The sequence below is a fragment of the Nocardiopsis lambiniae genome (genome assembly GCF_031845465.1).
Lineage (GTDB): Bacteria > Actinomycetota > Actinomycetes > Streptosporangiales > Streptosporangiaceae > Nocardiopsis > Nocardiopsis lambiniae.
Genome location: NZ_JAVREP010000008.1, coordinates 236,876 through 251,678 on the forward strand (window position 1 = coordinate 236,876; position 14,803 = coordinate 251,678).

The 14,803-nt window shown below is 72.9% G+C and carries 9 protein-coding genes and 1 other RNA gene; 4 read left to right on the plus strand and 6 right to left on the minus strand.

Annotation, left to right across the window (positions count from 1 at the left end):
- Nucleotides 1–37: 37 nt before the first annotated feature.
- Nucleotides 38–3,376 carry an AfsR/SARP family transcriptional regulator gene (locus tag RM479_RS14525; protein ID WP_311512265.1) on the minus strand — a complete coding sequence of 1,113 codons (3,339 nt, stop codon included), beginning with the start codon at nucleotides 3,374–3,376 and terminating at the stop codon, nucleotides 38–40.
- A 268-nt stretch (nucleotides 3,377–3,644) separates the two neighbouring features.
- Here RM479_RS14525 and RM479_RS14530 point away from each other — a divergent pair, with 268 nt between their 5' ends.
- The 3 genes from RM479_RS14530 (at nucleotide 3,645) to RM479_RS14540 (ending at nucleotide 9,490) form a co-directional block, all read left to right on the plus strand.
- A complete protein-coding gene (locus RM479_RS14530; protein ID WP_311512266.1) occupies nucleotides 3,645–4,262 on the plus strand; it encodes a YbhB/YbcL family Raf kinase inhibitor-like protein in 618 nt (205 codons plus the stop codon).
- A gap of 349 nt (nucleotides 4,263–4,611) precedes the next feature.
- Nucleotides 4,612–6,792, plus strand: a complete 2,181-nt coding sequence (locus RM479_RS14535; protein WP_311512267.1) for a hypothetical protein — start codon at nucleotides 4,612–4,614, stop codon at nucleotides 6,790–6,792.
- Between the two features lie 346 nt (nucleotides 6,793–7,138).
- The gene (locus RM479_RS14540) at nucleotides 7,139–9,490 is read left to right on the plus strand and encodes a SulP family inorganic anion transporter (protein ID WP_311512268.1); all 2,352 of its coding nucleotides are present in this window, start codon (nucleotides 7,139–7,141) and stop codon (nucleotides 9,488–9,490) included.
- Here the strand turns inward: RM479_RS14540 and RM479_RS14545 are convergent.
- From RM479_RS14545 to RM479_RS14565, 5 genes are all read right to left on the minus strand, one after another.
- The gene (locus RM479_RS14545) at nucleotides 9,442–9,588 is read right to left on the minus strand and encodes a hypothetical protein (protein ID WP_274811654.1); all 147 of its coding nucleotides are present in this window, start codon (nucleotides 9,586–9,588) and stop codon (nucleotides 9,442–9,444) included. The two genes, RM479_RS14540 and RM479_RS14545, sit on opposite strands and share 49 nt — an antisense overlap.
- Nucleotides 9,589–10,662: 1,074 nt before the next feature.
- Nucleotides 10,663–11,052: RNase P RNA component class A (gene rnpB / locus RM479_RS14550), an RNA gene on the minus strand.
- A 50-nt stretch (nucleotides 11,053–11,102) separates the two neighbouring features.
- Nucleotides 11,103–11,741 carry a histidine phosphatase family protein gene (locus RM479_RS14555; RefSeq protein ID WP_311512269.1) on the minus strand — a complete coding sequence of 213 codons (639 nt, stop codon included), beginning with the start codon at nucleotides 11,739–11,741 and terminating at the stop codon, nucleotides 11,103–11,105.
- Complete coding sequence (locus RM479_RS14560) at nucleotides 11,738–12,484, minus strand: zinc ribbon domain-containing protein (protein WP_311512270.1); 747 nt, start codon at nucleotides 12,482–12,484, stop codon at nucleotides 11,738–11,740. Before RM479_RS14560 ends, RM479_RS14555 begins: the two co-directional genes overlap by 4 nt.
- 86 nt (nucleotides 12,485–12,570) lie before the next feature.
- Entirely contained in the window at nucleotides 12,571–13,440 is an 870-nt protein-coding gene (locus tag RM479_RS14565; RefSeq protein WP_311512271.1) for a Nif3-like dinuclear metal center hexameric protein, read from the minus strand.
- A 161-nt stretch (nucleotides 13,441–13,601) separates the two neighbouring features.
- Between RM479_RS14565 and RM479_RS14570 the strand changes: the two genes are divergently transcribed.
- Nucleotides 13,602–14,480, plus strand: a complete 879-nt coding sequence (locus RM479_RS14570) for a deoxyribonuclease IV (RefSeq protein WP_311512272.1) — start codon at nucleotides 13,602–13,604, stop codon at nucleotides 14,478–14,480.
- The last annotated feature ends 323 nt before the right edge of the window (nucleotides 14,481–14,803 follow it).

The following is a 14,803-nucleotide window of genomic DNA, read 5'->3' on the forward strand; positions in this document are numbered from 1 at the left end:
CGTGTCGTCCCGGGGCGACCGGAGCGGACCGGCACGGTCACCGACGATGGGCGGACCCCGGATCGGGGACGATCCCGGACAGCCACCGTGAGGCCTTTTCGAGGATCTCCACCGCCGGTGACGCCGCCGCCTCCGACACGATCCGGGTGTACTCCCCGTCTCCGAGCCGGTCCCGGAGCCGTGCGTCGACGCGCAGCACGAGCGGGGTGGTGGTGTCGGGGACGCCTCGCAGCCCCACCGACCATCCCATCAGCAGGGCCGCCCGGTGGGGGTCCTCCTCCACCGTCATCGCGGCCATGACCTCCAACAGCTCCGAGCGGATCGGGCCCATGAGGCCGATGACCGACCACCACGAGCGCCCCGCCTCGCGCCAGGCCGCCTCCGTGTCACCGGAGGACCAGGAGATGGTCGCCGCCAAGGCGGACGAGCCGACCTCGACATAGGTCGGCGCGAACCCGCCGAGCGCCTCCACCAACGGACCGATCCGGTCCACCAGGGCGCGGGCGCGCGCGTGCTCGCCCCGCTCGCGCTCCCACTGGGCCTCGGCCAGCAACAGCAGCACCCGGTGCTCGGGCTGGGCGGGACCCCCCGCGGCCGACGCCAGATCCAGATCGGCCCGCGCGGCCACCAGATCGCCCCTGTCGATGTGGATCTGGGCGCGTCGGATCCGGAACACCCCGGCCATGCCCTCCAGGCTCCTGCCCTCGGCCAGGAGGATCCCCTCTGCCATGAGCTCCCGGCAGTGGTCCAGGTCGTCGTAGCGGCGCACGTCGATCACCTGGGCCAGGGCCTGGCACTGCCCCCAGGCGTCGTCGAGCGCGCGGAACCCCTCCAGCGCCTCGGTGGCCTGTTCCAACGCCGAGGGGAGTCGCCCGGAGAGGGCGTCGGCCAGGGACAGCAGGAGCCGCACCATGGCGCGCATCCAGGGATCGGGACCGTCCAGGGCGCGCGCGATCCGCGCCCTCGTGGTCCCGTCGCCCTCCAGTATCACCCGGTACATGAGGACGTAGACCAGCAGGGGGTGATCCTCGGGAAGGAGGCCTTCCACCGCGAGCGCCTCCTCCACCGCCCGCACGTGGCCCTGGACGTCGTCGAGGGAGGTCACGGACGAGGCCGACAGGTGGAACAGACAACTGGCGTGGGCGACCGCGCGTCCGGCCGGCACCTCGTCGCCCATCAGGTCGAGGACCTCCTTGGACCAGCGGGAGAGCGGTTCCCAGGAGTCGCCGAGGGTCCAGTACCACTGGGAGTACTCGATGAGGTCCAGGGCGGTGGCGACGTCGCGGCGCTCCAAGGCCCAGCGCACGGCGAGGGCGAAGTCGTCGTTCTCGTCATGCAGTCGGGCGAGCAGCTCGCCCTGCCGGGGACCGCGCAACAGCGGGTCGGCCGTGCGCCACAGGTCGCGAACGTGGCGGGCGTGCGCGTCGCGGACCCGATCGACCTCCCCCGCGTCGGCGAGACGCCCGGCGGCGTAGGCGCGCACGGTCTCCAGGAGCCGGTAACGGGGCGGGGCCTGGGCCCGTCGGGGATCCTCCGCGATGACCAGCGACTTGTCGACCAGGTCGAACAGGACCGTCCACACGTCGTGACCGGCGACGGTGCCGGGACGGTCGGGGTCCGCGCACACCCGTTCCAGGGAATCGAGGGAGGCGCCGCCGGCGAACACCGACAGGCGGCGCAGGAGCCGGCGTCCCGCCTCGTCCAACAGGTCCCAGCTCCAGTCGACGACGGCCCGCAGCGTGCTGTGCCGGGGTGTGCGGCGCACCCCGCCGCCCAGGAGCCGGAACCGGTCGTCGAGGCGGTCGGCGAGGTGGTCGGGGGTCATGACGCGCAGGCGGGCTGCCGCCAACTCCAAGGCCAGGGGCATCCCGTCGAGGGCTCGGACGATGCGGACGACGTGGGGGACGTTGTCGTCGGTCACGGCGAAACCGGGGCGGACGGCGCGGGCGCGTTCGGTGAACAGGACCACGGAGGGGGCCGCCGCGGCCTCCTCGGCGTCGGCGTGCTCGGCGGGCAGGGACAGCGAGGGGACGGGCAGGAGGTGCTCGCCGGGCGTGCCGAGGGGTTCGCGGGAGGTGGCGAGGACGCGCAGGCGCGGGCAGCGGGACAGGAGGAGGGCGGTGAACCGGGCGGCGTCGGCGACGAGGTGTTCGCAGTTGTCCAGGACCAGGAGCAGGGGCTGGTCGGCGATGAACGCGGCGACGCGTTCGGCGGGCGGCGGGGGCGGAGCCGATCGGGCCTGGAGGAGGGCGTGTTCGCGCAGGCCGAGCGTGTCGGCGACGGCGTCGGGGATGTCCACGCCCTCGGTGAGCGGGGCGAGTTCGACGAACCAGGCGCCTCGGTCGATCAGACCGGGGACCCGCGCGGCGAAGGCGGTGGCGGCCTCCACGGCCAACCGGGTCTTACCCGCCCCGCCGGGGCCCAGGAGGGTGACCAGGCGGTCGCGGGAGAGCAGGTCCACGGCGATGTCGACCTCCGCGCGCGGCACGAACCCGGTGAGCGGCACCGGCAGGCGCACGGGGACCGCCTCCACCGACACGGGGGCCCCGCCGGAAGGGGCCGTTCCCGCGGAGGGGCCCGGGCGATCGGGTACCGGTCGTGGGGCGCGCGCGGTCGCCGCCGCCGTCGTCGTCGGAGCGGAGAGTTCGCCGCGCAGCAGGCGCAGATGGACCTCGGCCAGACGCGGCGACGGGTCCAGTCCCAGGTCATCGGCCAGGCGGGCGCGGAACCGCGCGTAGACGTCCAGCGCGTCGGCGGTGCGACCGGCCGCCGCGAGGGCGCGGACGAGGAGTTCCAGCGGGCGCTCCCGGTGCGGCTCCCCCTCGGCCAGCGCCTCGGCCTCGGCCACCGCGTCGGCGGTACGGCCCAGGTCGAGCAGGGCCGCCAGCCGCTCCTCGCGGGCGGTCGACCGGGTCTCGGCGAGACGCGCGGCGACGCCCTCGGCCAGGCCGCGAGTGGTCAGGTCCACCAGGGCGGGTCCCCGCCACAGCCCCAGGGCCCGTTCCAGGTCGGCCAAGGCCGGGGCGGGGCGTCCGGCGGCACGGTGGGAGCGGCCCTCGCGGACCAGGTCCTCGAACACGAACAGGTCGACCCGGTCGGGCGCCACGGCCAACCGGTACCCCTGGGGACCACCCTCGATCTCCGCGCCCCCGGCCAGGGCGCGGCGCAGCCGGGAGACCAACGCCTGGAGGGCGTTGGTCGCTCCGACGGGAGGCGCGTCCTCCCACACGGACGCGAGGAGGCGGTCGGTGGTCACCCAGTGGTCGGGGCTGAGCAGCAGCAGCCCGAGGAGGGTGCGCAGCCGGGCACCGCCGATGGTCACGGGCTCCCCCGCGGCGTCGTGGACCAGCAGGGGACCCAGAGTGGAGAACCGCACCCCTCCATCATGGCCCCCCGGAGTCGGTGGGGTGTCGGCTCCCGGGGGGCGCGGTGGACATCCGGCGCCCACCGCGGTGGGCGGGGATCACGTGCGCCGGGTCCACAGTAGGGTTCGCTCAGGAACGTGTGCGGGTGTTGGCGCACGTCCCTCCGCCACGCCCGGCGCCGGGGCCGTCCCGGAGGCCGCGCCGCGAGCGGGTCCGTCCTGCGGGGCGCCGCGTCCCTGCCGCGTCCCGCGATTCCGAGAGTCCAGCAGGAGTCCCACATTGTTCCCGGCCCTCCCTTCCCCCCGGACGACCGGGGCGCGCCGCGCGCCCCGCACCTTCCCCGGCGCGCTCGCGGGCGCCCTGGCGGCGGGGACGGCGTTGACCCTGACCACGGGCTGCGGCCTGTTCTCCCCCGGCCAGAACGGGGACATGCCCGACGACATCACCGTCACCAGCCCCTTGATGCAGGAGGGCCGGCCGCTGGCCGACGCCTACAGCTGCGTCGGCGAGGAGACGGGGCAGGACGGGGAACGCGAGACCGTCTCCCCACCGCTGACCTGGTCGGGACTGCCCGAGGACACGGTGTCGATCGCGCTGGTGGTGGACGATCCCCAGGCCGCCGAGGTGTTCTGGGTGCTGTACGACCTGGATCCGCAGTTGGGCGAACTGCGGCAGAACACGGTGCCCGCCGACGCCCGGCAGGGGCTCAACAGCGCCGGTGAGGCCTCCTACGACCCGCCCTGCCCGGAGGAGGACGACCCGCACGGGTACCGGTTCACGGTCTACGCCCTTCAGGCGCCGTTGGACCTGCCCGAGGGCGCGGAGCTGGGATCGACGCTGGAGGCGATCGCCGAGCGTGCGATCGGGAGGGGTTCGCTCGTCACCGGCACCGGGTGATGTGGGTCATGATGGGCGCCTCTCCGCGGGTCCGCCCCGGGTGGACCCGTGCGGACGACGCTTCCGGGATTCCCCCAGGAAGCTCGGATCGCCCTCTGCACACAGGCCGCCACAGCGCATACAGTGGGGCAGTGCCCCCCGTCCCTTTTCAGATTGACCGATACCCGTCCACTCGCCGCGCGGCACGCTGACCTGAGACCGCACAGGAGTCGCCTGCACCACACCCGACCAGCAGGCCGGCCCTCCACGGGAACAGGCGGTCGCCGCCTCGCTCCGATAGGACCCGCCCGGACCGTTCGCCGGAGGAATCCGGGCGCGCGGCCGACCTCCCCAAGGTAGTGCGTACACCATGACCCTCACCGTCATCATCATCGCCGTCGTCGTCGTGCTGGCCGTGCTGCTGCTCCTGTTGCTGGGCATGCGCGCGCTCAACCTGGGGTCGCGTGACGACCGCTACGAGGACGACGACTACGAGTACGACGATGCCGAGGAGGGCGAACACGCGCCCGACGAGGAGGGCCACCGGGACGACGGTCGCGACGACGCACCGCGCGGACGCGGACGACGCCAGGGCGGCCGGCCCGAGCGACGCCCGGAGCGGCGGCCCAAGCCCAAGGCGCGGCGCAACAAACGCGAGGTGGACTGGGACGACGACGAGGACGGCGGCTTCTGGTCGAGTCTGGGCGGCGAGGACGTCGACGAGCGCGGCGGGGGCCGGGCCCGGGGCGAGCGGGCGGACGACCGGGGACCCAACGTCACCGCGTACGAGTACGAGGACGAGGACGACGGGTACGAGGACTACGACGACAACGAGGCGTCCGGTCCGGCCGGGGCCACCACCGTCCTGCCTCGCGCGACCGGTCCCGACCCCTCGTCCGACCTGGCCGTGCTGGCCAGTCTGGGCCGCAACGAGGAGCCCCCGCCGGTCCCGGAGGACGAGCGGGCCCTGCCTCCGCGTCCCGAGCGCACCGAACTGCCCTCCGCCGGATCCTCGACCGTGCCCGCGCCCGCGGGAGTGGACGACGATCCGCTGAGCTCCAGTTCCTGGAAGGTGAACACGCCCCCGTCGTCGGACACCCGGTCGCTGGCCGACCGGCTGACCGCCCCGAACACCGATCCCTCGGGCGGAGCGGGCCCCTTGGGCGGCCCCCTCGGAACCCCGCGTGACCCGCTCGGGGCCCCGTCGGCGAGCGGGTCGACGCCGCCCTCGGGAACGTCCCCCTACTCCCCGTCGTCCTACGACGGCGGCCGTGGGGGTTCCTCGCTCGACGCCGATCCGCTGGCCCCCGGTTTCCGGGGTTCCCCCTCCCCCGGTTCCACCACGGGATCACCGATCTGGTCGAGCCTGGACACCGGCTCCCACCAGCGACCGCAGGGCGGTTACGGGGCCGTTCCGGGCACGCCCGGCGACCCGCTGAGCGGTGGGTACCCCGCCCCGAACCGGCCCGACCCGTTGGCGGGCCACAACACGGGAACGCACCGGCGGTCCTCCCCGTACGACAGCGGGACGCACACCCGCTCCCCCTACGACACCGGGAGCCACGTGCCCGGAAGCCCCGTACCCGGGGATCCGGGCGCGCCGCGCCGTCCCGAGTACGACACCGGCTCCTACACCCGCTCGGAATACGACACCGGCTCCTACACCCGTCCGGAGTACGACACCGGCACCCACGGCCGGCCCGAGGACACCGGATCCCACACGCGTCCCGGGTACGACGGCGGAGCCCGCGCGCGGCCCTCCTACGACCCGTACGACAGCGGGACGCACACCCGCTCCCCCTACGACACCGGGAGCCACGTGCCCGGAAGCCCCGTGCCCGGAGGGCCGAGCGCGCCGCGCCGTCCCGAGTACGACACCGGCGAACACACCCGCCCCTCCTACGACACCGGCCCCTACACCCGCCCGGAGTACGACACCGGCACCCACGGCCGGCGGCCCGAGGACACCGGATCCCACACCAGGCCGCCGTCCCCCTCCCCCTATGGCCCGGGGCCGTCCTACGACACCGGATCCCACAGTCGGCCCGCCCGACCGGGCAACGACCCGTTGTGGGGGCCGGGCGAGGACTCCTTCGGCGCGCCGAGCACGCCCGGTGGCTACGGCGGCCCGGCTCCGACCGGACGCCCCGACCCGTTCGAGGGCGGCCCGGTCCCGCCGCGGCCCGACCTGCCCGGCGGCCCCTCCTACGGTGGCTTCCCCGGGTACGGCGCCCCCACCGGAGGCCACCCCGTCGACCCGACGCGCGGCGGCGCTCCGGTCCCGGGTCACGGTGCCCCCACCGGAACCAACCCGGCCTACGGGCGTCCCGCCGACGGCCCCGGGACTCCGGGCGACGGATACGACGACGTGCTGGGCGGGGAGTACCCGCCGCGCTCCCAGGAGCCGGAGTACGACGGTTACCGCCCCTTGGAGGAGTGGCACCGTCCCGGCGGCACGACCCCTGATCCCTACCGCGACGCCCCCTACGACCAGCGCGATCGCGATGACCGGGGGTACGACGACGGCTACGGCGACGGTCGGTTCCGCTGATCCCGCACCGCGGACACCGAGCGTGAACGCCGGTTCCGATTCGCGGTGAGGGCCGGGCGGTGCTCCGCCCAGGACTTCACACTGCCGAGGTGGCGGGTCTCGACCCGCCACCTCGGCTTTTCTTCTGTGCGTATTCGTACCCGTGTCATGTGAACTCGGGAAAATGGTTACCGAAACCACAACAGTCCGTAACACTGCGCTACCACCATTGACTACAGTTGGTGATTGACACGACACCCTTCGAGACATCTCGAAGAGTCCCCGTCGTGCCCGCACACCCCCCGGTCCGGACACCCGTCGTCCCGTGCGCCTACGCATCGCCTGCCCGAACAGAACAGGAGTCACCATGCGCAACGACGCCCAGGGAATACCGCCCGAACCACCGCTCACGGAGGTACCCGCTCCTCGCGCCGACCGCAAGGGCGCGGTCGCCGACGTCGGCGCCTCCCTCGTGGTCTTCCTGGTCGCCGTCCCGCTCTCCCTCGGCATCGCCGTCGCCTCCGGGGCGCCGCTCATCGCCGGGATCATCGCCGCAGTCGTCGGCGGCATCGTCGTCGGCCTCGTCGGCGGATCCGCCGTCCAGGTCAGCGGCCCGGCCGCCGGGCTGACCATCATCGTCGCCGATCTCATCGCCACCTACGGCTGGCGCGTCACCTGCCTGATCACCCTGCTGGCCGGGCTAGTACAGCTCGCCCTGGGGGCCTTCCGCATCGCCCGCGCCGCCTTGGCCGTCTCACCGGCGGTCGTCCACGGCATGCTCGCCGGGGTCGGCGTCACCATCGCCCTGGCCCAACTGCACGTCGTGCTCGGCGGGGAACCCCAGAGTTCCGCCCTGGCCAACATCGCCGACCTGCCCGCCCAGATCGCCCACAACCACACCCCGGCGGTGGCCGTCGGCGTCATCACCATCGCGATCATGTTCTGCTGGGGCAGACTGCCCGCCATCGGCAGGTTCCGTCCCGCCCTCGTCCCCGCCGCCCTGGTCGCGGTGGGCACCGCCACCGTGATCGCCACCATGGGCCGCTGGGAGGTCGAGACGGTCGCCCTGCCCGACTCGCTGGCCGACGCCTGGAACGGGCCCGCCCTGCCCCAGGACGGCCAGTGGCACGGCGTCTTCCTGGGCGTGGCCACCGTCGCCATGGTCGCCAGCGTCGAGTCCCTGCTCGCCGCCATCGCCGTGGACCGGCTGCACAGCGGACGCCGGGTCATGCTCAACCGCGAACTGTGCGGCCAGGGCGCGGGCAACGCCATCAGCGGCGCCCTCGGCGGCCTGCCGGTGGCCGGGGTGATCGTGCGCAGCACCGCCAACGTGCGCGCCGGCGCCCACAGTCCGCTGTCCACGATCCTGCACGGCGTGTGGATCCTGGTGTTCGTCGCCCTGTTCGCGCACGTGGTCGAACTGATCCCGATGGCCGCGCTGGCCGCGCTGCTGGTGTTCATCGGCGTGCAGATGGTCTCCATCGCCCACCTGCGCGACCTGCGCCGGCACCACGAGGCGGGCGTGTACCTGGTGACCCTGTCCGGCGTGGTGCTCCTGGGTCTGCTGGAAGGGGTGTTCCTCGGGTTCGCGCTGGCCATGGTGGTGTCCCTGCGCCGCCTGACCCGGCTCACCGTCACCACCGAGGAGCGCGACGAGCGCGTTCACATCACCGTGCACGGCTCCCTGACCTTCCTGGGCGTGCCGAGGCTCGCACACGTCCTGCGCACCGTCCCCGCCGGCGCGGCGGTCGACCTGGACCTGCACGTGGACTTCATGGACCACGCCGCGTTCGAGGCCATCCACGCCTGGCGGGTGGACCACGAACGCACCGGAGGCTCCGTGGACATCGACGAGGTGCACGAACGCTGGTACGAGCGCAGCTCACAACGGTCGGCACCGGCCACCAAGACCGCGCCGCGAGGGTTGGCCCGCTGGTGGGCGCCCTGGGAGATGCGCGGGGGCAGCGAGGCGGTCGACCCCATCGGCCTGCTCGCCGCGGGCGCCCGCGAGTACCACTCCAGCACCGCCGACCGGATGCGCTCGTTGATGAGCCGGCTGTCCCACGGGCAGAACCCGACCGCCCTGTTCATCACCTGCGCCGATTCCCGGGTGGTGCCCAACCTCATCACCGCCAGCGGCCCGGGGGACCTGTTCACCGTGCGCAACGTCGGCAACCTGGTACCGCCCCCGGACGGTCCCGGCGACGACTCGGTGGGGGCCGCCGTGGAGTACGCGATCGCGGTCCTGAGGGTGCCCTCGATCGTGGTGTGCGGCCACTCCCACTGCGGGGCCATGAAGGCGCTGCTGGAGAAGACCCACCTGGACCCCGACGCCACCGACACCTCGCACGTGCGGCGCTGGCTCACCAACGGGGCCACCAGCCTGACCCGCGCGGGCGAACCCGTCGGGGCGCTGGCGGGACTGCCCACCGCCGAGGCCCTGCGCCGCCTGGCCCAGGCCAACGTCCGACAGCAGCTCGCCCACCTGACACTGCACCCGCTGGTGCGCGAACGGTTGGAGTCCGGAGAGCTGGAACTGACCGGGATGTACTACGACCTGGAGACCGCCCGGGTACACCTGCTGGACACCGCGACCGGGGAGTTCACCCCGGTCCAGGATGTCCGGGACGTGACCGATCCGGTGCCGCACCCCCGTGAGGGGGACCTGGTTCAGCCGGTGGAGGAGTCGTCGGGCGCGTCGTCACGCCCGTCCTCCTGAACCCCCGAGGCCTGGTAGGTGGCGAGCAGCACGATCGCCACGATGGCCATGATCGGCAGGCCGAAGAGGATCACCCAGAAGCCGGTCGAGTCGAGCAAGAGTCACCCATTCCGTGGACGCGGATGCCCGCGAGGACCGACCCCGTCGGCCCCGCGGGTGTCCGCACCCCGCGTGTGCGGAGCGCGGAGCGCTCCGCCCAATCTATCGGTGCCCCCGCCGATGGACCATCACCACGGGGATGTACACACCTGCCCCACCCGCCGAAGCGGTGGGTGAGGAGGGAAGGGGGAGGGGACCGGCGAGCGGGCGTCCCGGATCGATCCGCCCCGACACCCGAAGAAGCCGCGCGACCTGTCGGTACAGGTGGCGCGGCTTCTCGCTGTTCCCTGGTGCTTCCCGGTCTCCGAGCAAGCATGGCCAAGGGCCGGGCAGCGCATGGCCACCTCGCCGAAAGCCGACATAACCGACATAACCGACTTCGACATCTTCATGCCCTGCGGGCTTTGTAGGCCTGTCGGACCAGATAGATGATCGTCCACGACAGAACCCGGCTGTTTCCATGCCCTACGGGCTTTGTAGGTCTACCGAACTGGCCTAACATACTCTGGTAGCCGAGGCTGCCGAGTGTTTCCATGCCCTAAGGGCTTTGTAGGTCTACCGAACCCTTCCCGATTCTCACAGGGTCCGGCCTGCGGTGATACAGCCCTTCTGCACGCAATACGCCTTCAACGCCGCCAAGGACACGTGACCGGGGTCACATTCTTCTCCCGCAAGGCCATGAACAGCGCAAACGCCGTGCACGCACAGAGGGGTTCTGACACCCGAATCGGATTCGGTGTACACGCCTCGACTGACAAAGACCTCTACTCACAGTCTGCCACGAGCACCCGTACACCCGCCTCCGGTTCTCCGCCTCCCGAACCGCTGGCTCCCTCACCCTGCTCGTGATTTCTCGATCGTCGTCCCGGTCCGGTTTCCGGGCATCCAGCCTCGACCTGCCCCGATGATCGGCTCATGCCCCTACCGGTCCCAGGTTGTTGAGGCGCGCCGCCGTCACGAACGAGCCGAGCGGGCAATCGGCCGCCGTGCTCGTCGGAGCGACACACGGGAGCAAACGGAACCGGAACACGGTCGGCTCCCCCGCGCTTCGGCGCAGGTCAGAGACTTGAAAGGAGGGGAGTCGGCCGGTAAGCCGGATTCTGTCGGTCCGTGAACGGACCGGGCGGTCATCCATCTGGGATCGCCGTTGCCGGCGACCTCGGTGCGGTCTACCCGCGGACTCGGGCGGGCCGCCCTCGATCATCCGCGCGGAGATCCGAAGATCCCCTTTTTGACCTTGCTCCGGGTGGGGTTTACCGAGCCGGCCGGATCGCTCCGGCCGCTGGTGGTCTCTTACACCACCGTTTCACCCTTACCACCGCGTGAGCGGTGGCGGTCTGTTCTCTGTGGCACTGTCCCGCGGGTCACCCCGGGTCGGTGTTACCGACCACCCTGCCCTGTGGAGTCCGGACTTTCCTCGAACCCGCGCACCCGGCGCGGTCCGCGACCGCCTGGCCGACTCCCCTCGCCGGAGAGTCTACCGCCGGTGGCCCGGGCCCGGGCCACCGGCGGTTCAGGCCAGGTGGGCGGTGTCGTTGAAGGACCGCATCACCATGGGACCGTCGGCGTAGACGTCCACCTCGGTGAGGGCCGCGGTGTCCAGGTGCATCCGGTACAGGGCGGACAGCGGCGCCGTCAGGGCCTGCTGGACCAGCACCTTGATGGGGGTGACGTGGGTGACCACCAGCACCGTGCGCCCCCGATGACGGGACACCAGGGCGTCACGGGCGGCGCACACCCGACGGGCCACCGCGGCGAAGCTCTCCCCGCCGGGCGGGCCGACCTCGGGGTCGGACACCCACCGGTCGACCGCCTCTGGCGCGTGGATCCGGGCCTCGGCGAAGGTCATCCCCTCCCAGTCGCCGAAGTCGGTCTCCACGAACCCGTCCTCGATCTCCACCGGCAGCCCCAGCGCCTTCGCGGCGAAGTCCGCGGTGCGCAGGGTGCGCTCCAGCGGCGAGGAGACCACCGCGTCGATCGTCCGGGCGGCCAGCCTTCGGGCGACCGCCTCGGCCTGGACGCGCCCCTGGGCGGTCAGGGGGATGTCGCCCCGACCGGCGAAGCGACGCTCCACGGACAGGGGCGTCTGCCCGTGGCGCAACAGCAGCAGTCGGGTCGGCGAGGTGTCGGGCGCACCCCAACCGGATCTCATCGGTTCTCGGGCTCCTCGACACGGACCAGGATGCGACGGCACTCCTCGCAGCGCACCACCTCGTCGGGGGCCGCGGAGCGGATCTCCCCGAGTTCGGCCGGGCTCAGCACCAGCTTGCAGCCGTCGCAACGCCCGTAGCGCAGCGGCGCGGCGGCCACGCCGCCGTACTGGGCGCGCAGCTTGTCGTACAGGGACAGCAGGGGCTCGGGAACGTCTCCCGCGACCCGGTTCCGGTTCTCCGTCACGCGGGACCGGTCCATGACGATCTGGGCGGTCGCGGTGTCGCGGCGGGCGATCACCTCGGTGTACTCGACGCGGGTGTCATGGGCGGCGGCGGTCAGTCGGACGACCTCGGCGGAGAGCGTCTCGACCTGCTCCATCACCTCCAGCACGATCTCCTCCAGTTCGGCCTGGCGGCGGCCCAGGGAGGCGATCTCCGACTGGAGGTTCTGCAACTCCTTGCCGTTGGAGATGCGCCCCGACTCCAGGCGTTCGGTGTCACGGGCGGCGCGGGAGCGCACCTGGTCGACGTCGGACTCGGCCTTGCGCTGGGCGCGCTCGGCGTCGGACAGGTGGGTCTGCGCGGCGATCAGCTCGCTGTCGAGCCGGTCGGCGAGTTCGGCGAGCCGGGTCGCCTCGGCGACCTCGGGCAGGCTCACCACGCGGTGCTCCAAGCGCTGGAGTTCGAGGTCCAGCTCTTGCAGGTCGAGCAGTCTGGCCTGCGCGGCGGGTTCGGCTTTCACGTGTTCTCCTGGCTGGTCGGAAAGGCTGGCGCCGTCCGCGCCCTCACTCTGTGCAGTTCGATGGGGTGCCCGACGGCGGGCTGGTGTCAGGCCGGCGGAATCGCCTGTGACCAGGCGTCCGTCACCGTCGTGGACACACGGGTCTCCACGTTAGCCCCATCCGGGCCGAGGCGGCGCACGAGGGAGTCCGTCAGGGCCGCCGCGCCGTCCGCGAGCCAGGGCCACTCGCTCGCGAAATGCGGGGTGTCGATCAGGGCGGGCGCGTTCGGCTCCTCCACGAACTCCGACGCGGGGTGATGACGCAGGTCGGAGGTGACGAAGACGTCCACACCCGCGGCACGGACCGCTCCGAGCAGGGAGTCTCCCGCCCCGCCCGACACGGCGACGGTGGTCACGATGCGGTCGAGATCACCGGCGACCCGGACACCGGGCGCGGTGGCGGGCAGGCCCCGGGCGACCCCGGCGGCGAAGTCGCGCAGCGTCATCGGTCCGTCCAGCCCACCGATCCGACCGATGCCCCGCCGCCCTTCGGGGTCGGTGGTGTCGGGTTCCAGGGGACGCAGCGGCCCCGTGACGCCGACCGCCCGGGCCAGGGCGTCGGACACCCCCGGAGCCGCGGTGTCGGCGTTGGTGTGCGCGGTGTAGAGGGCGATGCCGGCCCGGATGAGCCGGTGCGCGATCCGCCCCTTGGGGGTGTTCACCGCGACGCTGTGCACCCCCCGCAACATCAGCGGGTGGTGCGTGACGATCAGATCCGCCCCCCAGGTGACCGCCTCGTCGACGACGGCCTCGACGGGGTCGACCGCGAACAGGACCTTGGCGACCCGGTCGGCGGGGTCGCCGACGGCCAGCCCCACACGATCCCAGGAGGCCGCCCAGGAGGGCGGGTAGACCTCTTCGAAGGCGGCGACGACGTCGGCGAGTGCGGGGTGTCCGGTCTGGGTGCTCACGGGCACGAGAGTAGCGCCCTCCCGGCCCGGGGCGGGCGTTCGGCGACCCCGCCGATCCGGGTGGCGGTGTCCTGGCCGGGACCGGCCGAACAGGGCCCCGGCCTGGTGGAGCCGCCGCGGTCGGCCGGGGCGGACCGTCATCGGACAGGCTCTAAGCTGGTCGATCGATGAGTACCACGCAGCACACCCGCCCCCAGGGCCCCCCGTCCCCGGTCGGCGCGCACGTCCCGGTCGCCGGCGGTATGGCCGACAAGGGGTTGGCCTACGCCGAGGAGATCGGCGCCGAGACCGTCCAGGTGTTCGTGTCCAACCCACGCGGCTGGGCGACCAACGACGGTGACCCCGCCCAGGACGCGCGGATGCGCGAGCGGGCCGAGGCCGGGCTGCCGGTGTTCGTGCACGCCCCCTACCTGATCAACCCGGGCACCCCCCACGAGGAGGTGGCCGCCAAGTCGGTGGTCTCCCTGGAGCACGCGCTGCGCCGGGCTGCCGCGATCGGCGCGCGCGGCGTGGTCGTGCACACCGGTTCGGCGGTGTCGGGCGGCCGGGAGGCGGGGTTGCTCCGCACGCGGGAACGGCTGCTGCCCCTGCTGGATCGCCTGGGCGGGGAGGTCCCGCCGGTGCTGCTGGAACCGATGGCCGGCCAAGGCCAGGTGCTGTGCGCCACCGTCGACGACCTGGTGCCCTACTTCGAGGCCCTGGCCTGGCACCCGAACGTGGGCGTGTGCCTGGACACCGCCCACCTGTTCGCCGCCGGTCACGACATCTCCACCCGCGAGGGGATGCGCGCCGCGCTGGACCGGTTCGGCGAGGTCGTGGGCGCCGAGCGGCTGCGACTGATCCACGGCAACGACTCCAAGGCGCCGTGCGGCAGCAACAAGGACCGGCACGAGAACATCGGGGCCGGGTGCATCGGCGCCGACGCCTTCGGGGAGCTGTTCGTCCACCCGGTGAGCGCCGGGGTGCCGGTCGTGGTGGAGACCCCCGGCCCGGCCGGACCGCACGCCGCCGACGTCGCCACCCTGAAGAAGCTCCGGGACGGCTGACCCGACCCACCGTCCCGATCCGCGCGTTGGCGCACCGGTGACGGCACCGCGGAACCACCGACCCGCGCTCGGCGCCCCAGCCGCGCACCGGGAGGCGTCGATCGGACCCACGGCACCGGGGCGTCGCCCCGGGTCGATCCGTCCGTTCGTCCTCCTCGCGCTCTCCCAGCGTCGGCAGCACGGGGAAGACGTTGAACCGCACCTCGACGCTCTCGATCCCGGGGTGGCTCTCCGGGGTGCGCCCCTCGAAACGCCGTGCCCAGTCGCGCAGGAACGCGTAGAGCGCCTCGGTGAACTCCACCAATTCCCCGGGGTCAGCCGAT